At 68.4% G+C, this 20,778-nt stretch carries 15 protein-coding genes; 9 read left to right on the forward strand and 6 right to left on the reverse strand.

From position 1 onward, the window contains the following. The first annotated feature begins 243 nt into the window (after positions 1 to 243). On the forward strand, positions 244 to 2,565 hold the full coding sequence (locus tag AC4OR5_RS29965; RefSeq protein WP_003085638.1) for a DEAD/DEAH box helicase: 2,322 nt from the start codon (positions 244 to 246) through the stop codon (positions 2,563 to 2,565). 13 nt (positions 2,566 to 2,578) lie between these two features. Here the strand turns inward: AC4OR5_RS29965 and AC4OR5_RS29970 are convergent, their stop codons facing one another. Next, on the reverse strand, positions 2,579 to 3,229 hold the full coding sequence (locus AC4OR5_RS29970) for a class I SAM-dependent methyltransferase (protein ID WP_003118644.1): 651 nt from the start codon (positions 3,227 to 3,229) through the stop codon (positions 2,579 to 2,581). A 117-nt stretch (positions 3,230 to 3,346) separates the two neighbouring features. Here AC4OR5_RS29970 and AC4OR5_RS29975 point away from each other — a divergent pair, with 117 nt between their 5' ends. The 6 genes from AC4OR5_RS29975 to prpD all read left to right on the forward strand — a co-directional run bounded on the left by AC4OR5_RS29975 (position 3,347) and on the right by prpD (position 11,858). Further along, entirely contained in the window at positions 3,347 to 4,069 is a 723-nt protein-coding gene (locus AC4OR5_RS29975) for a GntR family transcriptional regulator (RefSeq protein WP_003085635.1), read from the forward strand. 10 nt (positions 4,070 to 4,079) lie between these two features. Beyond that, positions 4,080 to 4,976, forward strand: coding sequence for a methylisocitrate lyase (gene prpB, locus AC4OR5_RS29980; RefSeq protein WP_003103044.1), 897 nt, complete (start codon positions 4,080 to 4,082; stop codon positions 4,974 to 4,976). Between the two features lie 92 nt (positions 4,977 to 5,068). Continuing rightward, a complete protein-coding gene (prpC, locus tag AC4OR5_RS29985; RefSeq protein WP_003085628.1) occupies positions 5,069 to 6,196 on the forward strand; it encodes a bifunctional 2-methylcitrate synthase/citrate synthase in 1,128 nt (375 codons plus the stop codon). A gap of 130 nt (positions 6,197 to 6,326) precedes the next feature. Then, the gene (gene acnD / locus AC4OR5_RS29990; RefSeq protein WP_058160725.1) at positions 6,327 to 8,933 is read left to right on the forward strand and encodes a Fe/S-dependent 2-methylisocitrate dehydratase AcnD; all 2,607 of its coding nucleotides are present in this window, start codon (positions 6,327 to 6,329) and stop codon (positions 8,931 to 8,933) included. A 118-nt stretch (positions 8,934 to 9,051) separates the two neighbouring features. After that, entirely contained in the window at positions 9,052 to 10,239 is a 1,188-nt protein-coding gene (gene prpF, locus AC4OR5_RS29995; RefSeq protein WP_003085624.1) for a 2-methylaconitate cis-trans isomerase PrpF, read from the forward strand. Between the two features lie 134 nt (positions 10,240 to 10,373). Beyond that, complete coding sequence (gene prpD, locus AC4OR5_RS30000; protein WP_003109750.1) at positions 10,374 to 11,858, forward strand: 2-methylcitrate dehydratase; 1,485 nt, start codon at positions 10,374 to 10,376, stop codon at positions 11,856 to 11,858. Here the strand turns inward: prpD and AC4OR5_RS30005 are convergent. Further along, complete coding sequence (locus tag AC4OR5_RS30005) at positions 11,836 to 12,624, reverse strand: AraC family transcriptional regulator (protein WP_034049240.1); 789 nt, start codon at positions 12,622 to 12,624, stop codon at positions 11,836 to 11,838. The genes prpD and AC4OR5_RS30005 overlap by 23 nt on opposite strands. A 106-nt stretch (positions 12,625 to 12,730) precedes the next feature. Between AC4OR5_RS30005 and AC4OR5_RS30010 the strand changes: the two genes are divergently transcribed. After that, entirely contained in the window at positions 12,731 to 13,546 is an 816-nt protein-coding gene (locus tag AC4OR5_RS30010) for a sulfite exporter TauE/SafE family protein (RefSeq protein WP_058156866.1), read from the forward strand. A gap of 121 nt (positions 13,547 to 13,667) precedes the next feature. On the opposite strand, the gene AC4OR5_RS30015 is transcribed toward AC4OR5_RS30010, so the two are convergent. The 3 genes from AC4OR5_RS30015 to AC4OR5_RS30025 form a co-directional block, all read right to left on the reverse strand. Continuing rightward, complete coding sequence (locus AC4OR5_RS30015; protein ID WP_003109752.1) at positions 13,668 to 15,083, reverse strand: amino acid permease; 1,416 nt, start codon at positions 15,081 to 15,083, stop codon at positions 13,668 to 13,670. Between the two features lie 322 nt (positions 15,084 to 15,405). Continuing rightward, entirely contained in the window at positions 15,406 to 16,071 is a 666-nt protein-coding gene (locus AC4OR5_RS30020; protein ID WP_031639890.1) for a class I SAM-dependent methyltransferase, read from the reverse strand. 4 nt (positions 16,072 to 16,075) lie between these two features. Beyond that, entirely contained in the window at positions 16,076 to 16,285 is a 210-nt protein-coding gene (locus tag AC4OR5_RS30025; RefSeq protein ID WP_009875978.1) for a hypothetical protein, read from the reverse strand. Between the two features lie 154 nt (positions 16,286 to 16,439). On the opposite strand from AC4OR5_RS30025, the gene AC4OR5_RS30030 reads away from it, so the two are divergent. After that, positions 16,440 to 19,565, forward strand: a complete 3,126-nt coding sequence (locus AC4OR5_RS30030) for a transglycosylase domain-containing protein (protein WP_031693836.1) — start codon at positions 16,440 to 16,442, stop codon at positions 19,563 to 19,565. A gap of 4 nt (positions 19,566 to 19,569) precedes the next feature. Here the strand turns inward: AC4OR5_RS30030 and AC4OR5_RS30035 are convergent, their stop codons facing one another. After that, the gene (locus AC4OR5_RS30035; RefSeq protein WP_073700295.1) at positions 19,570 to 20,733 is read right to left on the reverse strand and encodes an AAA family ATPase; all 1,164 of its coding nucleotides are present in this window, start codon (positions 20,731 to 20,733) and stop codon (positions 19,570 to 19,572) included. Positions 20,734 to 20,778: the final 45 nt, after the last annotated feature.

The following is a 20,778-nucleotide window of genomic DNA, read 5'->3' on the forward strand; positions in this document are numbered from 1 at the left end:
GCGAGGCGGTCGTCGATTCGGAAGGTTTGCGACTGTATCTCAATTACGTTCGCATTTGTACTTGCTCCGGACGACCGCCAGGTCGCGGCACGCCTGGGATTGCCGGGGTCCGACGAGAGCGGGTCGTATCCCGCCGTCCCCGCCCGCCTCGCCATACGTCCATCTCCGCTCTGCGCAAGCGCGTCGAGCTTGGTAATATCGGCTGTTTGCGGTTTCGGCTGGTTCCGCCGAAGGACATACCGGATGACTTCACCCTCCGCCCCAGACACCCAGCTCAGCCTGGCCATCGACCCGGCCCGGCCGTATGCGCGGCTGACCCTCGGCAGCCACGTGCACAGCGGCTACGACCTGCGCAGCGGACGCATGCAGAGCATTTCCCGGCACCGCGCGGCGCTGGCCTTCATCTATGCCGGCGAGGCGGTTTCCGGGCGTCCCGGCAGCGAGCCACGGGAGGCCCAGCGGCGTATCGAACGGCGTCCGGCGCACGAGCAGGAATACCGCGAGACCCTGCGCCGCCTCGGCTTCAAGCCGGCGACCCGGCGCAGCGACGCGCTCGAGGAAAGCGCCGGCGAGATGTTCGAACTGCCCGGCGACAACGCCTGGCTGCACTTCATGCAGGACGACCTGCCGCGCCTGCGCCAGCAGGGCTGGTTCATCGACATCCGCGCTGACTTCGCCTACGACCTGACGCCCATCGACGCCTGGTACGCCGAGGTCGAGGAAGCCGACGACCGCCAGTGGTTCGAGCTGGAACTGGGCATCCAGGTCGCCGGACAGCGGGTCAGCCTGCTGCCGGCTCTGACCGAGCTGATCCGCCGCAGTCCGGCCCTGCTCGATCCGCGCGCCCTCGCCCGGCACGCCGACGAAGAGCAACTGGTGCTGCGCCTGGAACTCAACCCGCCGCTGCGCGTGGCGCTGCCCTTCGGCCGCCTGAAGCCGGTGCTGGCGACGCTTTCCGACTTCTACCTGGGCGACCCCGAACCGCAGCGCAAGCTGCGCCTGGGCGCACCGGACGCGGCGCGCCTGGCCGATCTCGACGAGTTGCCGCTGGCCTGGGAGGGCGGCGACAACCTGCGCGACTTCGCCCGCCGCCTGCGCAGTTTCCAGGCTCGTCCGGCGACCCCGCCGCAAGGCCTGCGCGCCGAACTGCGGCCCTACCAGCTCGAAGGCCTGAGCTGGATGCAGACCCTGCGCGAACTCGACAGCGGCGGCGTGCTGGCCGACGACATGGGGCTGGGCAAGACCTTGCAGTCGCTGGCCCACGTGCTCCTGGAAAAGCAGGCCGGGCGGCTCGACACGCCGGCGCTGGTGGTGATGCCCACCAGCCTGATCCCCAACTGGCTGGACGAGGCCGAGCGCTTCGCTCCCGATCTGCGCGTGCTGGCCCTGCACGGCGCCGGCCGGCGCCGCGACTTCGCCCGTATCGACGAGCACGACCTGGTGCTGACCACCTATGCCCTGCTGCCACGCGACGCCGCTGAGCTGGGCAAGCGGCGGTTCCACCTGCTGATCCTCGACGAGGCGCAGAACATCAAGAACGCCACCACCAAGGCCGCCGTCGCCGCCCGCGAGCTGGCGGCACGGCATCGCCTGTGCCTGACCGGCACGCCGCTGGAGAACCACCTCGGCGAACTCTGGTCGCTGTTCCATTTCCTGATGCCCGGCTGGCTCGGCGACGCCCGCCAGTTCGCCCAGGACTACCGCACGCCGATCGAGAAGCACGGCGACGAGGCACGCCTCAGCCACCTGGCCGCGCGCCTGCGGCCGTTCCTGCTGCGACGGACCAAGGAACAGGTGGCCTCGGAACTGCCGCCGAAGAGCGAGTTCACCCAGTTCGTCGAACTCAGCGAGGCGCAACGCGAACTCTACGAGACCGTGCGCCTGGCGCTGGACCGCAAGGTCCGCGAGGAGATCGCCCGGCGCGGCCTGGCGCGCAGCCGCATCGTGATCCTCGAGGCGCTGCTCAAGCTGCGCCAGGTCTGCTGCGACACGCGCCTGCTGCAACGCCAGGAAGACGGCGCGCGCAGCGGCCGGGCGCTCAGCTCGGGCAAGCTGGCCTACCTGCTCGACATGCTCGACGAACTGATCGCCGAGGGTCGCCGGGTCCTGCTGTTCTCGCAGTTCACCTCGATGCTCGCGCTGATCGAGGACGCCCTGCGCCAGCGCGGCGTCGACTACGTCCTGCTGACCGGCGAGACCCGCGACCGCCGCGCCCCGGTACAGCGCTTCCAGAGCGGCAAGGTGCCGGTGTTCCTGATCAGCCTGAAGGCAGGCGGGGTCGGCCTCAACCTGACCGCGGCGGACACCGTGATCCACTACGATCCCTGGTGGAACCCGGCGGTGGAGAATCAGGCCAGCGACCGCGCCTACCGCATCGGCCAGGACAAGCCGGTGTTCGTCTACCGGCTGATCGCCCGCGGCACGGTGGAAGAGAAGATCCAGCACCTGCAGCAGGAAAAGGCCGCCCTCGCCGACGGCCTGTTCAGCGAAGGCAACGGCGACGGCTGGAAGCTCGACGAGGCCGATATCGACGCGCTGTTCGCGCCCTTGCCCAAGGCGCTCTGAGCGCCGCCCGGATTCAGCGCGCGACGCCGCGGTAGACGTAGGTCATCGGCCGCGGCCCGGGCAGGTAGCCCTGTTCCAGCTCGTCGATGCGAAAGCCGGCCTCGCGCAGCAAGGCCGGCATGTCGCGGTCCAGGTGACAACCGCCGGCCAGCGGTTTCCACCAGGGCGTCAGGCGCCGTTGCCAGGCCAGCACCGAGGCGTCCGGCGCGCGCCCGTGCTCGCAGAACAGCAATTCGCCGCCACGCTTCAGCACCCGACGCATCTCGCCCAGCGCCGGCAGCGGCGCGGCGATGGAACAAAGGGTGAAAGTGCAGACGATGGTGTCGAAGCTTTCCGCCTCGGCGCGGATCTCGCCAAGCTCGAGGGCGACCATTTCCACCGGGATGCCGATTTGCGCCGCGCGCTCGCGGGCCAGCGCCTGCATTTGCGCGGCCGGGTCGACGCCGACGATCGCCGACACCTTCGCCGCGTCGTAGAAGCCCAGGTTGAGCCCGGTGCCCAGACCGATCTCCAGCACCCGCCCATGGGCGCGCGGCACCAGCAGCGAACGCTGCTTCATCACGTCGCCCATGCCGCAGGCGAAGTCGATCAGGCGCGGCAACACGTAACGGTCATAGATGCCCACGAAACTCTCTCCTGGCACAGCGGCTGGAGGGGAAAGCATAGACCAGCGATGCATTAGACGATTGTCGACAATCAAGCGACGAATGATTGACCCCACGCAATCCAGGCGGTAGCTTTCGCAAACATTGTCGACACATCGACCCAGACAGCCAGTACCATGACCCAGAACCCGCCCCCTCTCGAAATTGCCCATGACGACGGCGAGACCTTGTCGGAACACGTCTTCCGCAAGATCCAGAGCGCCATCGTCAGCGGCGAGATCGCGCCGGGCAGCAAGATCTCCGAGCCGGAGCTGGCGCGCACCTACGGCATCAGCCGCGGCCCGCTGCGCGAGGCGATCCACCGCCTGGAAGGCCTGCGCCTGCTGGTGCGGGTGCCGCATGTCGGGGCGCGGGTGGTGTCGCTGAGCCACGCCGAGCTGATCGAACTCTACGAGATCCGCGAGTCCCTGGAAGGCATGGCCTGCCGACTGGCCGCCGAGCGCATGAGCCAGGCCGAGATCGACGAACTGCGCCGGGTGCTCGACACCCACGAGCGCGACGAGGCGTTCCAGGCCGGGCGCGGCTATTACCAGCAGGAAGGCGACTACGACTTCCACTACCGGATCATCCAGGGCAGCGGCAACGCCACCCTCACCCGCATGCTCTGCGGCGAGCTCTACCAACTGGTGCGGATGTACCGCATCCAGTACTCGACCACACCGAACCGGCCGCGCCAGGCCTTCGCCGAACACCACCGCATTCTCGACGCCATCGCCGACCGTGACGGCGAACTGGCCGAGCTGCTGATGCGCCGCCACATCAGTGCGTCGCGCCGCAATATCGAGCGCCAGCTGGAACCCCAGCCGGCGAAGCTCGCCTCCGCTTCCTCCACCGTCTAAGAGGTCCGTGATGAGCCAGACGTCCCTTACCCCCGGCCAGCGCTTCCGCGAAGCCGTGGCCACCGAGCACCCGCTGCAGGTGGTCGGCACCATCAACGCCAACCACGCCCTGCTGGCCAAGCGCGCCGGCTTCAAGGCCATCTACCTGTCCGGCGGCGGCGTCGCTGCCGGTTCCCTGGGCCTGCCGGACCTGGGCATCAGCGGCCTCGACGACGTGCTCACCGACGTGCGCCGGATCACCGACGTCTGCGACCTGCCGCTGCTGGTGGACGTCGACACCGGCTTCGGCTCCTCGGCGTTCAACGTCGCCCGCACGGTGAAGTCGATGATCAAGTTCGGCGCCGCCGCGATGCATATCGAGGACCAGGTCGGCGCCAAGCGCTGCGGCCATCGGCCGAACAAGGAGATCGTCTCGCAGCAGGAGATGGTCGACCGCATCAAGGCCGCCGTCGATGCCCGCAGCGACGACTCCTTCGTGATCATGGCGCGCACCGACGCGCTGGCCGTGGAAGGCCTGCAGGCCGCCATCGACCGCGCCTGCGCCTGCGTCGAGGCCGGCGCCGACATGATCTTCCCGGAAGCCATGACCGAACTGGCCATGTACAAGGAGTTCGCCGCCGCGGTGAAGGTGCCGGTGCTGGCCAACATCACCGAGTTCGGCGCCACCCCGCTGTTCACCACCGACGAACTGGCCTCCGCCGACGTGTCCCTGGTGCTCTACCCGCTGTCGGCCTTCCGCGCCATGAACAAGGCGGCGGAGAACGTCTACACCGCGATCCGTCGCGACGGCACCCAGAAGAACGTGATCGATACCATGCAGACCCGCATGGAGCTGTACGATCGCATCGATTACCACAGCTTCGAGCAGAAGCTCGACGCGCTCTTCGCGCAGAAGAAGAACGCCTGAGCATCGAGCCCGGCGTGCGCCTGAGCGCCGGTCCGCGAACCCCGTGAAACCGAGTTGCAGCATCCAGAAAAAATTCAAGAAAGGAGAGAGCAATGGCTGAAGCAAAAGTACTGAGTGGCGCCGGCCTGCGTGGCCAGGTGGCCGGCCAGACAGCCCTGTCCACCGTCGGCCAGGAAGGCGCCGGCCTGACCTACCGTGGCTACGACGTCCGCGACCTGGCGGCGGCGGCGATCTTCGAGGAAGTCGCCTACCTGCTGCTCTACGGCGAACTGCCGAACAAGCAACAGCTCGACGCCTACCTGAAGAAGCTCCAGGGCCAGCGCGACCTGCCGCAGGCGCTGAAGGAAGTTCTCGAACGGATTCCGAAGGACGCCCACCCGATGGACGTGATGCGCACCGGCGCCTCGGTCCTCGGCACCCTGGAACCGGAGCTGAGCTTCGACCAGCAGCGCGACGTCGCCGACCGCCTGCTCGCCGCCTTCCCGGCGATCATGACCTACTGGTACCGCTTCACCCACGAAGGCCAGCGCATCGACTGCAACAGCGACGAGCCGACCATCGGCGGGCACTTCCTCGCCCTGCTCCACGGCAGGAAGCCCAGCGAGCTGCACGTGAAGGTGATGAACGTCTCGCTGATCCTCTACGCCGAGCATGAGTTCAACGCATCCACCTTCACCGCGCGGGTCTGCGCCTCGACCCTGTCCGACCTGTACTCCTGCGTCACCGGCGCCATCGGCTCGCTGCGCGGCCCGCTGCACGGCGGCGCCAACGAGGCGGCGATGGAACTGATCGAACGCTTCTCTTCGCCGCAGGAAGCCACCGCCGAGCTGCTGAAGATGCTCGAGCGCAAGGACAAGATCATGGGCTTCGGGCATGCCATCTACAAGGATTCCGACCCGCGCAACGAAGTGATCAAGGGTTGGTCGAAGCAGCTCGCCGACGAGGTCGGCGACAAGGTCCTGTTCGCGGTTTCCGAAGCCATCGACAAGACCATGTGGGAGCAGAAGAAGCTGTTCCCCAACGCCGACTTCTACCACGCCTCGGCGTATCACTTCATGGGCATCCCGACCAAGCTGTTCACGCCGATCTTCGTCTGCTCGCGGACCAGCGGCTGGACCGCCCACGTCTTCGAACAGCGCGCCAACAACCGCATCATCCGCCCGAGCGCCGAGTACACCGGCGTCGAGCAGCGCGCGTTCGTGCCGCTGGAGCAACGCTGATCCACGCCGTCCGGCGCGCCGAACACGAGCGCGCCGGACGGTTGCCGCACCCAGAATTCGAAAGGCCGGCGTGGGCTGCGCCACGGCGCGAGCGACACGCTTCCGAACACCCCGTGATTGAGTCCGAGCCATGAACAGCGCACACCGCAAACCGCTCCCCGGCACCCGCCTGGACTACTTCGACGCCCGCGAGGCGGTCGAGGCGATCCAGCCCGGCGCCTACGCCAAGCTGCCCTATACCTCCCGCGTGCTCGCCGAGAACCTGGTGCGCCGCTGCGACCCGGCGACCCTGGAGGCTTCGCTGCGCCAACTGGTCGAGCGCAAGCGCGACCTCGACTTCCCCTGGTACCCGGCGCGGGTGGTCTGCCATGACATCCTCGGGCAGACCGCGCTGGTCGACCTCGCCGGCCTGCGCGACGCCATCGCCGACAAGGGCGGCGACCCGGCCCAGGTCAACCCGGTGGTGCCGGTGCAACTGATCGTCGACCATTCGCTGGCGGTGGAATGCGGCGGCTACGACCCCGAGGCCTTCGCCAAGAACCGCGCCATCGAGGACCGCCGCAACGAGGACCGCTTCCACTTCATCGACTGGACCAAGCAGGCCTTCCGCAACGTCGACGTGATCCCGCCGGGCAACGGCATCATGCACCAGATCAACCTGGAGAAAATGTCGCCGGTGATCCAGGCGCGCGACGGCGTGGCCTTCCCCGATACCTGCGTGGGCACCGACAGCCATACCCCGCACGTCGACGCCCTGGGCGTGATCGCCATCGGCGTCGGCGGCCTGGAAGCGGAGAACGTGATGCTCGGCCGCGCCTCCTGGATGCGCCTGCCGGACATCGTCGGCGTCGAGCTGAGCGGCCGTCGCCAGCCGGGCATCACCGCCACCGACGTGGTGCTGGCCCTGACCGAGTTCCTGCGCAAGCAGAAGGTGGTCGGCGCCTACCTGGAGTTCTACGGCGAAGGCGCCTCCAGCCTGACCCTCGGCGACCGCGCGACCATCTCCAACATGGCTCCGGAATACGGCGCCACCGCGGCGATGTTCGCCATCGACCAGCAGACCATCGACTACCTACGCCTCACCGGCCGCGACGACGAGCAGGTCGCCCTGGTGGAGGCCTATGCGCGCACCGCCGGACTCTGGTCCGACAGCCTGGTAGACGCCGAGTACGAGCGGGTACTGAAGTTCGACCTGTCCAGCGTGGTGCGCAACATGGCCGGCCCGTCCAATCCGCACGCCAGGGTCGCCACCAGCGAACTGGCGGCGAAAGGCATCGCCGGCAACCTCGAGCGGGCCCGCGCCGAGGAAGCCGAGGGCCTGATGCCGGACGGCGCGGTGATCATCGCCGCGATCACCAGTTGCACCAACACCAGCAACCCGCGCAACGTTATCGCCGCCGGCCTGCTGGCGCGCAACGCCGACTGCCTCGGCCTGGTCCGCAAGCCATGGGTGAAGACCTCGCTGGCACCCGGCTCCAAGGTGGTCACCGAATACCTGCGCGAAGCCGGCCTGCTGCCGCACCTGGAAGCCCTCGGCTTCGGCGTGGTGGCCTACGCCTGCACGTCTTGCAACGGCATGTCCGGCGCCCTCGACCCGGCGATCCAGCGGGAGATCGTCGAGCGCGACCTATACGCCACCGCGGTGCTCTCCGGCAACCGCAACTTCGACGGGCGCATCCACCCCTACGCCAAGCAGGCCTTCCTCGCCTCGCCGCCGCTGGTGGTGGCCTACGCCATCGCCGGGACCATCCGCTTCGACATCGAGCGCGACGTGCTCGGCGTGGTGGACGGCAAGGAGATCCGCCTGAAGGACCTCTGGCCGAGCGACGAGGAGATCGACGCGGTGGTCAGGGCGGCGGTGAAGCCCGAGCAGTTCCGCCAGGTCTACATCCCGATGTTCGACATCACCCACGGCGAGCGCGAGAAGGTCGACCCGCTCTACGCCTGGCGCCCGACGAGCACCTACATCCGCCGCCCGCCGTACTGGGAAGGCGCCCTCGCCGGCGAACGCACCCTGCGCGGCATGCGCCCGCTGGCGGTGCTGCCGGACAACATCACCACCGACCACCTGTCGCCGTCCAACGCGATCCTCGCCGACAGCGCGGCAGGCGAATACCTGGCGAAAATGGGCCTGCCCGAGGAGGACTTCAACTCCTACGCCACCCACCGCGGCGACCACCTCACCGCGCAACGCGCGACCTTCGCCAACCCGAAGCTGTTCAACGAGATGGTGCGCAACGCCGACGGCAGCGTGAAGCAGGGTTCGCTGGCGCGGGTCGAGCCGGAAGGCAAGGTGATGCGCATGTGGGAAGCCATCGAGACCTACATGGAGCGCAAGCAGCCGCTGATCATCGTCGCCGGCGCCGACTACGGGCAGGGTTCTTCGCGCGACTGGGCGGCCAAGGGCGTGCGCCTGGCCGGGGTGGAGGCGATCGTCGCCGAGGGCTTCGAGCGCATCCACCGCACCAACCTGATCGGCATGGGCGTGCTGCCGCTGGAGTTCAAGCCGGGTACCACCCGCCTGACCCTGGGGATCGACGGCAGCGAGACCTTCGACGTGCTCGGCGCTCGCCGGCCGCGCGCCGACCTGACCCTGGTCATCCACCGGCGCGACGGGGAGCGGCTCGAAGTGCCGGTGACCTGCCGCCTGGACAGCGACGAGGAAGTCTCCATCTACGAAGCCGGCGGCGTACTGCAACGCTTCGCCCAGGACTTCCTGGAGGCGGCCGGCGCCTGATGGCGCCGGCGAAACACCCTGGTAGGACGGACGACGCGTAGCGTCATCCGCCGACGACCGGCAGCGGCTGTCGAACGCATCCGCTGCCCCTGAATTCGATTGCCGAGGACGACGACGCATGGCCCACCCACCCCAGATCCGCATCCCCGCCACCTACCTGCGCGGCGGCACCAGCAAGGGCGTGTTCTTCCGCCTGGAAGACCTGCCGGAATCCTGCCGGGTCCCCGGCGAGGCGCGCGACCGGCTGTTCATGCGGGTGATCGGCAGTCCCGACCCCTATGCCGCGCACATCGACGGGATGGGCGGCGCCACCTCCAGCACCAGCAAGTGCGTGATCCTCTCGAAGAGCAGCCAGCCGGGCCATGACGTCGACTACCTCTACGGCCAGGTCTCCATCGACAAGCCCTTCGTCGACTGGAGCGGCAACTGCGGCAACCTCTCCACCGGGGCCGGCGCCTTCGCCCTGCACGCCGGGCTGGTGGATCCGGCGCGGATACCGGAAGACGGCATCTGCGAGGTACGCATCTGGCAGGCCAATATCGGCAAGACCATCATCGCCCACGTGCCGGTGAGCGGCGGCCAAGTCCAGGAAACCGGCGACTTCGAGCTGGACGGAGTGACCTTCCCGGCGGCCGAGATCGTGCTGGAATTCCTCGACCCGTCCGACGACGGCGAGGACGGCGGCGCCATGTTCCCCACCGGCAACCTGGTGGACGACCTGGAGGTGCCGGGGGTCGGCACCTTCAAGGCGACCATGATCAACGCCGGGATTCCCACGGTGTTCGTCAATGCCGAGGAGATCGGCTACCGCGGCACCGAGCTGCGCGAAGAGATCAACGGCGACCCGCAGCAACTGGCGCGCTTCGAACGGATCCGCGTCGCCGGCGCCCTGCGCATGGGCCTGATCAAGACCCCCGAGGAAGCCGCGACCCGCCAGCACACGCCGAAGATCGCCTTCGTCGCCCCGCCCCGCGACTACCGCACCGCCAGCGGCAAGCTGGTGGCGGCCGGCGATATCGACCTGCTGGTCCGCGCGCTGTCCATGGGCAAGCTGCACCACGCGATGATGGGTACCGCGGCGGTGGCCATCGGCACCGCCGCGGCCATTCCCGGCACCCTGGTGAACCTCGCCGCCGGCGGCGGCGAACGCAGCGCGGTACGCTTCGGCCATCCCTCCGGCACCCTGCGAGTGGGCGCCGAGGCCAGCCAGGCGAACGGCGAATGGACGGTGACCAAGGCGATCATGAGCCGCAGCGCGCGAATCCTCATGGAAGGCTGGGTGCGCGTACCCGGCGAGGCCTTCTGAACCGACCTATCCTTGCTCCGGCCTTCCGCCACCGCGAAAGGCCGGGGCGTCTTGCAGCCACGACAAGAAAAACCATCCCCGAACCAGCCTGACCCGAGAGGAAACCCACCACTTACGAACCACTGGAGTACGCGATGAGTGCCAACGTCGATCTCAACCAACGTCCCGACTACGACGCCGTCCTGCAGGACATCGCCGACTACGTGCTGGACTACCGCATCGATTCCGCGGAGGCCCTGGACACCGCCCGCAACTGCCTGATGGATACCCTCGGCTGCGGCCTGCTGGCGCTGCGCTTCCCGGAATGCACCAAGCACCTCGGCCCGCTGGTCGAGGGCACCCTGGTCCCGCACGGCGCGCGGGTGCCGGGCACCTCCTTCCGGCTCGACCCGGTCAAGGCCGCCTGGGACATCGGCTGCATCGTCCGCTGGCTGGACTACAACGACACCTGGCTGGCCGCCGAGTGGGGCCATCCCTCGGACAACCTCGGCGGCATCCTCGCCGTCGCCGACCACCTCTCGCAGAAACGCCTGGCCAACGGCGAAGCGCCGCTGAGCATGCGCCAGGTACTGGAAGCGATGATCATGGCCCACGAGATCCAGGGCGTGATCGCCCTGGAGAACTCGTTCAATCGCGTCGGCCTCGACCATGTGCTGCTGGTCAAGGTCGCGTCCACCGCCGTCTGCGCCAAGCTGATGGGGGCCGACCGCGAGCAACTGCTGGCCGCCCTCTCCCACGCCTTCGTCGACGGCCAGGCCCTGCGCACCTACCGTCACGCACCGAACGCCGGCTCGCGCAAGTCCTGGGCTGCTGGCGACGCGACGAGCCGCGGCGTACGCCTGGCGGACATCGCCTTGCGCGGCGAGATGGGCATCCCCGGCGTGCTCAGCGCGCCGCAGTGGGGTTTCTACGATGTCCTGTTCAGCCACACCAGCAAGGACCTGGCGACCAAGCCCGAGGACAAGCGGCGCTTCAGCTTCCCCCAGGGCTACGGCAGCTACGTGATGGAAAACGTACTGTTCAAGATCAGCTTCCCCGCCGAATTCCACGCGCAGACCGCCGCCGAGGCCGCCGTGCGCCTGCATCCGCTGGTGAAGGACCGCCTGCAACGGATCAGCCGCATCGTCATCACCACCCACGAGTCGGCGATCCGCATCATTTCCAAGGTCGGCCCGCTGGCCAACCCCGCCGACCGCGACCATTGCCTGCAGTACATGACCGCCGTGCCGCTGATCTTCGGCGACCTGGTGGCCGAGCACTACGAGGACGCCTTCCACGCCGCCCACCCGCTGATCGACCGCTTGCGCGAGAAAATGGAGATCGTCGAGGAGCCGCGCTACAGCCGTGAATACCTGGAGGCGGACAAGCGCTCCATCGCCAACGCCGTGGAAGTGTTCTTCGACGACGGCAGCAGCACCGGCCAGGTCGCCGTGGAGTACCCGCTCGGCCATCGCCGCCGGCGCGCCGAAGGCATTCCGCTGCTGCAGGAGAAGTTCAAGGCCAACCTGGCCACGCGCTTCCCGCCGCAGCGCTGCCAGAGGATCTTCGACCTGTGCAGCCACCAGGCGTCACTGGAAGCCACGCCGGTGAACCGCTTCATGGACCTCCTGGCGATCTGAGCGTGCCCGCCTGGAAGGCGCTGGGCGGCTGGCCGAGGACCCGGCGGAACATGGTCGAGAAGGCTGCCGGGCTCTGGTAGCCGCAGTCCAGGGCGATGGCGGTGACCGTTTCGCCGCCGGCCAGCCGCGCCAGTGCCTGCACCACGCAGGCGCGTTGCTTCCAGGCCCCGAAGCTGAGGCCGGTGTAGCGACGGAAGGTGCGGTTGAAACTGCGCAGGCTGGTATGCAGCAGCCCGGCCCAGCGCTCGGCGCTGGCGCGGATGTCGGGCTCGACGAGGAACGCCTCGCAAAGCGCCAGCCAGCGCGGCTCGGGCGGCAAGGGCACGTGCAGCGGCAGCGTCTCGGCCGCCGCCAGCTCATGGAGCAACAGCGTCGCCAGCGCGCCGTCACGACCTTCGGTGTCGTATTCCAGGGGCATGTCCACCGCCGCCAGCAACAGTTGCCGCAGCAACGGCGACACCGCCAGCACCTGGCAGTGCGCCGGCATCGCCGTGGCGCTGCCGGGCTCGATGTACAGGCTGCGGGTGCTCACCCCGAGCATTCGCACCTCGTGCTCGACGCCCGGCGGAATCCACACCGCGCGCTGTGGCGGCACCACCCAGCCGGCGTCGCCGGTACGCACCTGCATCACTCCGCTGGCACCGTACAGCAATTGCGCGCGACGGTGCCGATGGCGCGGCAGCAGGTAGCCGTCGGGATAGTCGGTACCCATGGCCACCACGGCCCGGGGCGTGGCGTCGTACTGCTCGATGGAAGCGTTGCGCATGGTCGAAGCACCTGGCCGAAACACGAATAGTATTGGCCAACCTCGCGAAGCGGGCCAACCCCGGGACACCTAAGCTGGCCTTCCGCTCTCGCTCCGGAAACCCGCCATGTTCTATCTCCTGCTCTTTCTCTGCGGCTGCCTCACCGGGGTCAGCGCCGTGTTGTTCGGCTTTGGCGGCGGCTTCGTGGTGGTGCCGCTGCTCTATCACCTGCTGCAACTCGGTCGCGCCGCCGACGACCCGCTGGCCCAGGCGGCCATGCAGGTCGCGGTGGCCACCTCGACCTGCGTGATGATCGTCAACGCCGCCCTCGCCACCTATCGCCACCGGCGCGCCGGCAGTCTGCTGCGCGCCTATGTCTGGCCGCTGGGCGCGTACATCGGTGTCGGCGCGGTGCTCGGCGCGGCGCTGGTCGGCCTGGCCAGCGGCGACTTCATCCGCCTGGCCTTCGTCGCCTACCTCGCCATCACCATCCTCGACTGCCTGTTGCGCCGCGGCTTCCTCAGCCGCGCCGAGGAGCGCCAGGCGCGGCCGCTGGGTGTCGGCGAGACGCGCCTGGGCGGAACGCTGATCGGTGCGATCGCCACCTTCCTCGGCGTCGGAGGCAGCGTGATGACCGTACCGCTGCTGCGCCGCTGCGGGCTGAGCATGACCCAGGCGACCTCCATGGCCAACCCGCTGAGCCTGCCGGTGGCCCTTGGCGGCACCCTTACCTACCTGGTCCTGGCCGGCTACCAGGAGCAAGGCCTGGGCCGAGGCTTCGTCGGCTACATCGACTTGCTGGCCTTCGCCGCTCTGGCCGGCGGCGGCTGGCTCGGCATCCGCCTGGCGACCCCGCTGATCGGGCGGATTCCCGATGCGCTGCATGCGCGGGTGTACGTCGGCCTGCTGGCGGCGGTGATGCTGAGCATGCTGGCGGGCTGATGCCCCAGCCTGGGTAGGGCGAATAACGCCAACGGCGTTATCCGCCGCACCGGGCCGGATATCGGCGCAACGAAAAAAGGGCCTCGTCCGAGGCCCTCTTTCTTTTCCGGCGCTACACCGCTCAGGACGCCGCGCGGCTTACCGCGCCGGCGCCGGCAGGCTCCTTCGGCGCCAGGTTGAAGGCGTAGTACAGGACGGTCAGCAGCAGGATGAACGGCGGGCCGATGTAGAGGGCGATGCGGGTGTCCTCGAAGAAGGCCATCAGCACCACCACCATCACCAGGAACGCCAGCGCCAGGTAGGAACTGAGCGGGTACAGCCACATGCGGTATTGCAGCTTGTCGCACTCGGCCGGGCTGAGCGTCTTGCGGAAGCGCAACTGGGCCAGCAGGATCATCGCCCAGGTCCAGATCGCGCCGAAGGTGGCGATGGAGGTCACCCAGACGAACACCTTCTCCGGCACCAGGTAGTTCAGCAACACGCCCAGCAGCAGCGCCAGGATCGACAGGATCAGCGCCCGGCGCGGTACGCCGCTGCGCGAGGCCTTGCCGAAGAAGGCCGGGGCCTGGCGATGCTGGGCCAGGCTGTAGAGCATGCGCCCGGTGCTGAAGATGCCGCCGTTGCAGGACGACAGCGCGGCGGTGATCACCACGAAGTTGATGATCCCGGCGGCGGTCTTGATGCCCATGCGCTCGAAGGTCATCACGAAGGGGCTGCCCTGGGTGCCGATCTCGTTCCACGGATAGAGCGACATGATCACGAACAGCGAGCCGACATAGAACAGCAGGATGCGCCAGAACACCGAGTTGATCGCGCTGGGAATGGTCTTGGTCGGGTTACGCGCTTCGCCGGCGGTGAGGCCGATCATTTCCACCCCGAGGTAGGCGAACATCACCATCTGCAGCGACATCAGCACGCCCTGGATGCCATTGGGCATGAAGCCGCCGTGGGCCCAGAGGTTGGAGATGCCGGTGGCGATGCCGTCGTTGCCGAAGCCGAAGGCGATCATGCCGATGCCGACCACCACCATCGCCAGGATGGTGACGATCTTGATCAGGGCGAACCAGAACTCGAACTCGCCGAAGGCACGCACCGCGATGAGGTTGATCGTGCCCATGCTCGCCAGGGCCGCCAGGGCCCAGATCCAGCGCGGCACGTCGGGGAACCAGATACCCATGTAGACGGCGACGGCGGTGATTTCGGCGACACAGGTCACCAGCCAGAGGAACCAGTAGTTCCAGCCGGTGATGAAGCCCGCCAGCGGGCCCAGGTAGTCCTTGGCGTACTGGCTGAAGGAACCGGCCACCGGATTGTGCACCGCCATCTCACCGAGGGCGCGCATGATCACCAGGATCGCCAGGCCGCCGAGGATGTAGGAGATCATGATGGCCGGGCCGGCCATCTGGATGGCCTTCGCCGAGCCCAGGAACAGGCCGACGCCGATACAGGCGCCGAGCGCCATCAGGCGGATGTGTCGCTCACCGAGCTCGCGCTTCAGGGAGCCGTCTTGAACCTTCTGTTCGCCGACAGACGACATGGGAACAACCTCATTTTGTTATTGAGATAGATCAGTTGCGGACTCGCTCGTGCGGTCGGGGTAGGGAAGCGGATTTCGCCAACGGCGCGGCCCCTGCGCGATACCGCACAGCAGGCGACGACGGGGCGTCATAGGTTCCAGGACTGCACACCGGAAGAGGCTGTCCGCTCTCGTGGAGCGAACGTGGGCATTGCGGGAGTCGACTACAACTGAGGTCGGGCCGGAGTTTTACACAAGATTTCGAGGCCGTCATGCCCCGCGACAGGGCAACTGGACCAAAGGCGTAAGCGCTCTGCAACGCCCATTGCGGGGCTGAAAGGTTTCACTCGGCGAGTCCCGCCCGCAGCAACAGGGACAGCGGCCTGCCGAGCCGGGGATGGACGGTTTCGCTCAGGCCCCGCAGGCGCCAGCCGCTGCCGTCGAGCAGCGCCAGCCAGGACTCCAGGGTGCGGAAATACCAGGGCATGCTGTCGCGGAAGCCTTCGCCGAAACCGTCGAAGCGCTCCTCGCGCCAGCCGTCGCGGTAGTCCTCGTCGCCGGCAGCCCAGGGATGCAGGGTCTGGATCAGCAACTCGCCGCCGCTTTCCAGCAGCGCCGGCCAGGCCGCCAGGCAACCGGCAAGGTCTTCGTCGAGCAGGGAGAAATTGCACACCAGGGCGTCGAAACGACCGAGCCCCGAGGCCGCATCCAGCTCGCGGTAGGCCAGGCGCCGGAAGCGGCCGCCGCCCGCCGCGCGGGCGAGTTCGATCAGTTCCGGCGAGGCGTCGATGCCGACGCATTCACCGACCTCGCCGGCCAGCGCCCGGCACAGCCAGCCCTCGCCGCAGCCGATATCCAGCAGGCGCCGCGGCGCGCGCTGGCGCAGCGCCTGGAGAATCGCGTCGTCGGTGGCCAGGCGGCGGCTTTCCAGGCGTCCCTCGCGCACGGCGCGGGCCCAGGCCTCGGCATTGCCGCGCCAGCTGCGCTCGAGCCGTCGGCTGCGCTCCATGGGGTCAGCGCAGAGGCTCGCGGCAGCGGAGATCGCGGTAGGGGCCGTCGAGCCTGACCCAGCCGTCTCCCGGCGAGGTCTGCATGCAGGCGACCTGGCCGTCGAGCTTGCTCTGCCATTTGTAGAAGGGTGCCGGCGCGGCCTGCGCCGCGAGGCCGGAGAAACCCGCCAGGACGACACCGACGAGAAGGGGGAAAAGTGTGCGCATCGACATTCCGGACCCGAAACACAAGGAACTCAGACAGACACTCTAACCCCTGCGCCACGCCGCTCCAATCCTCGGTCGTCCGATTGCCGTCGGGGAGATTTTCCTTGCACGAATGACAGCAGGGTTGCAGCGGGACAACTAGACTTCCCCCCAGGTGCGGATGAATTGCGCAGCTACAGGCGGTGCGAGCATGGGTGCATCAGAACGATCCACGAACGACCCTTCCGAGCTGCAACCCTGCAGTCTCCCTGCCTCCGCTTCTCCTCGAAAAAGCCGTCTCCGCCAACGCCTGATGCTGATCGGCTTCGCCTTGCCGATCCTCGCCGCGGTAGGCATCGTGGTCCTTCACGAAGCGCACACCTCGCGGTTGCAGGCACGCGAGCTGGCACGCTACGCCGCGACCCTGGACTACGAGGTGCGCCAGGGTCCCAGCGAGGCCATCCTGTTCCCGGCGGACGGCCCCTTCGACCGCCGCCTCGGCTACCAGTTGCTGCCTTCGTTCATGCAGCGCCTGTACGACCGCGACTACGCCATCACCCGCCAGGCGCACTTCTCCCCGGCGCTGATGCGCTACGCCGAACACCGGCTGTTCCCGCCCTACGCGGAAAAGGCCCAGGCCGGGCTGGACATCGCCGATTGCCGCGGCGTGCCGATCTACGACTTCCGCTATCCGCAACGGCGCTACGCGAACTTCGCCAGCCTGCCGCCGCTGGCGGTGCAGAGCCTGCTGTTCATCGAGAACCGCGACCTGCTCGATCACGAACGCCCCTACCTCAACCCGGCCGTGGACTGGGGTCGCTTCACCCAGGCGGCGCTGTCGCAGGTCGGCAAGATGCTCGGCTTCAGCGCGCATTCCTCCGGCGGCAGCACCCTGGCGACCCAGATCGAGAAATACCGCCACTCTGCCGAAGGGCGCACCGGCAGCATCGGCGACAAGCTGCGGCAGATGCTCTCGGCCAGCGTACGCAGCTATCGCGAAGGCCCGGCCAACTTCGCCGCGCGCCAGGACATCGTGCTCACCTACCTCAACTCGGTGCCGCTGTCGGCGGCGCCGGGCTACGGCGAGGTCACCGGCCTGGCCGATGGCCTGTGGGTCTGGTACGGCGCCGACTACCGGCAGGTCGGCGAGGCCCTCGACGGCAAGGCCGGACTCACCGCCCAGGGCCTGGCCCTGCGCCAGGTGCTGGCGCTGATGATCGCCCACCGCCGGCCTTCCTTCTATCTGGCGCCACGCGGCCGCGACGAGCTGGACCGGATGACCGACAGCCACCTGCGGGTCCTGACCCAGGCCGGCGTCATCGAGGCGCCGTTACGCGATGCGGCGCTGGCGCAGAAGCTGGCGTTCCGCGACCCACGCAGCCAGCCGACGGTGCAACCGCTGCCGACCAACAAGGGCGTGACCCTGGCTCGCACCCGCCTGGCCGGGATGCTCGGCGTGCCACTGTACGACCTCGACCGTCTCGACCTGCGGGCCAATACCACCCTCCAGCACGAGTTGCAGGAAAGCGTCACCGCCTACTTGCAGAAACTCGCCGACCCGGACTACGCCGCCCAGCTCGGGCTGATCGGCGAACGCCTGCTGACCCCGACCTCGACCCGCTCGGTACGCTACAGCTTCACCCTGTTCGAACGTACGCCGAGCGGCAACCAAGTGCGGGTGCAGACCGACAACACCGACCAGCCCTTCGACATCAACGAAGGCAGCAAGCTGGAGCTGGGCTCCACCGCCAAGCTACGGGTGCTGGCCAGCTACCTGGAGACCGTCGCGCAGATCCACCGCGACTATGGCGGCATGAGCGTCGCCGAGCTGCGCAAGGTGGAAGTGGAGCCGCTCGATTTCATCCTCCGCTGGGGCATCGACCACCTGGTGGCCAGCCGCGACCGCGATCTTTCCGCGATGCTCCAGGCGGCCATGGAACGGCGCTATTCGGCCAGCCCCTACGAGAGCTTCTTCACCGGCGGCGGGCTGCACACCTTCAACAACTTCCGCAAGGAAGACAACGGCCGCCGGCCAATGCTGCTGGAAGCCCTGCGCGAATCGATCAACCTGCCCTTCGTGCGCCTGCTGCGCGACCTGATCCGCCACGACATCTACCAGAACGCCGGGAGCAAGGTGCAGTTGCTGGCCGACGACAAGGACCCGCGCCGCGCCGACTATCTCGACCGTTTCGTCGACAAGGAAAGCCAGGTCTACCTGCGCCGCTTCTGGGTCAAGTACCGCGACAAGGACGCCAACCAGCGCCTGGAGACCTTCCTCGACGGCCTGCGTCCCTGGCCGGTGCGGCTGGCTGCGATCCATCGCTACCTGCAGCCACAGGCCGACCTGGCGAGCTTCAGCGCCTTCCTCCGCGAACGCCTGCCCCGCGGCAGCCTGACCGACAAGCGCGCCGCCGAGCTGTACGAGCGCTACGGCCCGGGCAAGTTCAACCTCAACGACCAGGGCTACGTCGCCCGCGTGCACCCGCTGGAGCTATGGCTGCTCGGCTATCTGCAGAAGCAGCCGCAGGCGACCTTCGGCGAGGCGGTGGCGGCCAGCGGCGCCGAGCGCAAGGAGGTCTACGGCTGGCTGTTCAAGTCGCGGCACAAGAACGCCCGCGACAAGCGCATCCGCATCCTGCTGGAGGTGGAGGCCTTCCTCGATCTGCACCAGCAATGGAAGAAACTCGGCTATCCCTTCGATCACCTGGTGCCCTCCTACGCCACCGCCCTGGGCAGCTCCGGCGACCGCCCGGCGGCGCTGGCCGAACTGATGGGGATCATCGTCAACGATGGCGTGCGCATGCCGACCCTGCGCCTGGAGCACCTCGACTTCGCCCTGGGTACGCCCTACGAGACGCGCTTCGCCCCGGAAGCCACCCTCGGCCAGCGGGTGATGACCTCGGAGGTCGCCACCACCCTGCGCAACGCGCTGTCCCAGGTGGTCGACGCCGGCACCGCGCGGCGCCTGCAAGGCACCTTCAGCCGTCCGGACGGCGCGCCGCTGGTGATGGGCGGCAAGACCGGCACCGGCGACAACCGCCTGCAGACCTTCAGCGCCGGCGGCCATGTGCGCAGTTCGAAGGCACTGAACCGCACCGCCACTTTCGTCTTCTACATCGGCCCGCGGCACTTCGGTACCCTCACCGCCTACGTCGACGGCAGCGAGTCGAGCCAGTTCAAGTTCACCTCGGCCCTGCCGGTGCAGGTACTCAAGGGCATGGCACCGCTCCTCAGGGACTACCTCGACCCACGCACCGCCACCCGCTGCCAGGTACCGTTGTCGCCGCAACAGATCGGCCGCCTGTAGCGGTTCAGCGCACCGGCCAGTACCAGGCCGGCCGGTCCAGCTCGCGCAGCCCCTGGATGCGGGTCTCGCCGAAGTCCTTCTCCAGCCCCAGCGAATGGCATTCCGGGTGTTCTTCGAGCGTCGCGACAAGCCGCGCGGCGTGCGACACCACCAGCACCTGGGAGTACTGCGCGGCCTGGCCGACCAGGCGCCCGAGGGCCGGCAGCAGGTCGGGATGCAGGCTGGTTTCCGGTTCGTTGAGCACCAGCAGCGCCGGCGGCCGCGGCGACAACAGGGCGGCGATCCACAGCAGGTAGCGCAGGGTGCCGTCCGACAGCTCCGCGGTGCGCAGCGGCCGCAGCAGGCCGGGCTGCTCGATCAGCACGTCGAAGCGCCCTCCCGGGTTGTCGATGTGCAGGCGGCTGCCGGGAAAGGCATCGTCCACCGCTTCGTCCAGCGCCGCAGCATCGCCGATCTCGCGGATGGTCTGCAGGGCCGCGGCCAGGTCGGCGCCGTCGGCGCCCAGCACCGGCGTATGGGTGCCGATCTGCGGCCGCCGCGCCGGTGCCTCGGCGTCGCTGCGGAAATGGTCGTAGAAGCGCCAGGAGCGGATCCGCTCGCGCAGGCCGAGCAGTTCCGGCACCTGTCGCGGGTCCACCGCCGCGCCCAGCATGCTGTCGAAGGTGGCGAGGTGCTGCGCCGCCACTTCCCAGCGACCGCCGCCGCCGCGTGCGCGCAACAACGGCCCGCGACGGTCGACCAGGACATTGGCCGGGCGCAGGAACGGGCCGGCCCAGATGCATTCGCGCTTGATCACCGGGTCGAGACCGAACTTGCTCTTGCTTGGCTCCGGCAGGCCGAGGTCGATGCAATAACCGAAATCCTCCCCGGCGAAGCCCAGGCGCAGATTCACCGACTGCCGGCGCACGCTGCCTTCGATCGGCTGGGCGCCACTGCGCATGGCCCGGCTGATGTCCTCCGGTCCCGCCCACAGGGTCGACGGCAGGCCGCCCTCGCGCGCCAGCGACGGGATCACTTCGCCGCGCGCGCTGTCCGCCAGCAGGCGCAAGGCCCGGTAGACGTTGGACTTGCCGGCGCCGTTGGCGCCGGTGATCAGGTTCAGGCGCCGCAGCGGCATCACCAGGTCGCGCAGGGTGCGGTAGTTGGACACCGCCAGGGTGGTCAGCATGGCTGCTCTCGAAGGAACGGAAACGCGGCCGATTGTAGGCCAAAT

This window comes from Pseudomonas sp. YA1 (assembly GCF_058680555.1).

Bases quoted from the DNA above. Each gene is read 5' to 3' on its own strand.
- AC4OR5_RS29970 (WP_003118644.1), bottom strand. From the start codon at position 3,229: ATGCTTTCCCCTCCAGCCGCTGTGCCAGGAGAGAGTTTCGTGGGCATC.
- AC4OR5_RS29965 (WP_003085638.1), top strand. From the start codon at position 244: ATGACTTCACCCTCCGCCCCAGACACCCAGCTCAGCCTGGCCATCGAC.
- prpD (WP_003109750.1), top strand. From the start codon at position 10,374: ATGAGTGCCAACGTCGATCTCAACCAACGTCCCGACTACGACGCCGTC.
- prpF (WP_003085624.1), top strand. From the start codon at position 9,052: ATGGCCCACCCACCCCAGATCCGCATCCCCGCCACCTACCTGCGCGGC.
- acnD (WP_058160725.1), top strand. From the start codon at position 6,327: ATGAACAGCGCACACCGCAAACCGCTCCCCGGCACCCGCCTGGACTAC.
- AC4OR5_RS30025 (WP_009875978.1), bottom strand. From the start codon at position 16,285: ATGTCGATGCGCACACTTTTCCCCCTTCTCGTCGGTGTCGTCCTGGCG.
- AC4OR5_RS30010 (WP_058156866.1), top strand. From the start codon at position 12,731: ATGTTCTATCTCCTGCTCTTTCTCTGCGGCTGCCTCACCGGGGTCAGC.
- AC4OR5_RS29975 (WP_003085635.1), top strand. From the start codon at position 3,347: ATGACCCAGAACCCGCCCCCTCTCGAAATTGCCCATGACGACGGCGAG.
- prpC (WP_003085628.1), top strand. From the start codon at position 5,069: ATGGCTGAAGCAAAAGTACTGAGTGGCGCCGGCCTGCGTGGCCAGGTG.
- prpB (WP_003103044.1), top strand. From the start codon at position 4,080: ATGAGCCAGACGTCCCTTACCCCCGGCCAGCGCTTCCGCGAAGCCGTG.
- AC4OR5_RS30005 (WP_034049240.1), bottom strand. From the start codon at position 12,624: ATGCGCAACGCTTCCATCGAGCAGTACGACGCCACGCCCCGGGCCGTG.
- AC4OR5_RS30035 (WP_073700295.1), bottom strand. From the start codon at position 20,733: ATGCTGACCACCCTGGCGGTGTCCAACTACCGCACCCTGCGCGACCTG.
- AC4OR5_RS30030 (WP_031693836.1), top strand. From the start codon at position 16,440: ATGAATTGCGCAGCTACAGGCGGTGCGAGCATGGGTGCATCAGAACGA.
- AC4OR5_RS30020 (WP_031639890.1), bottom strand. From the start codon at position 16,071: ATGGAGCGCAGCCGACGGCTCGAGCGCAGCTGGCGCGGCAATGCCGAG.
- AC4OR5_RS30015 (WP_003109752.1), bottom strand. From the start codon at position 15,083: ATGTCGTCTGTCGGCGAACAGAAGGTTCAAGACGGCTCCCTGAAGCGC.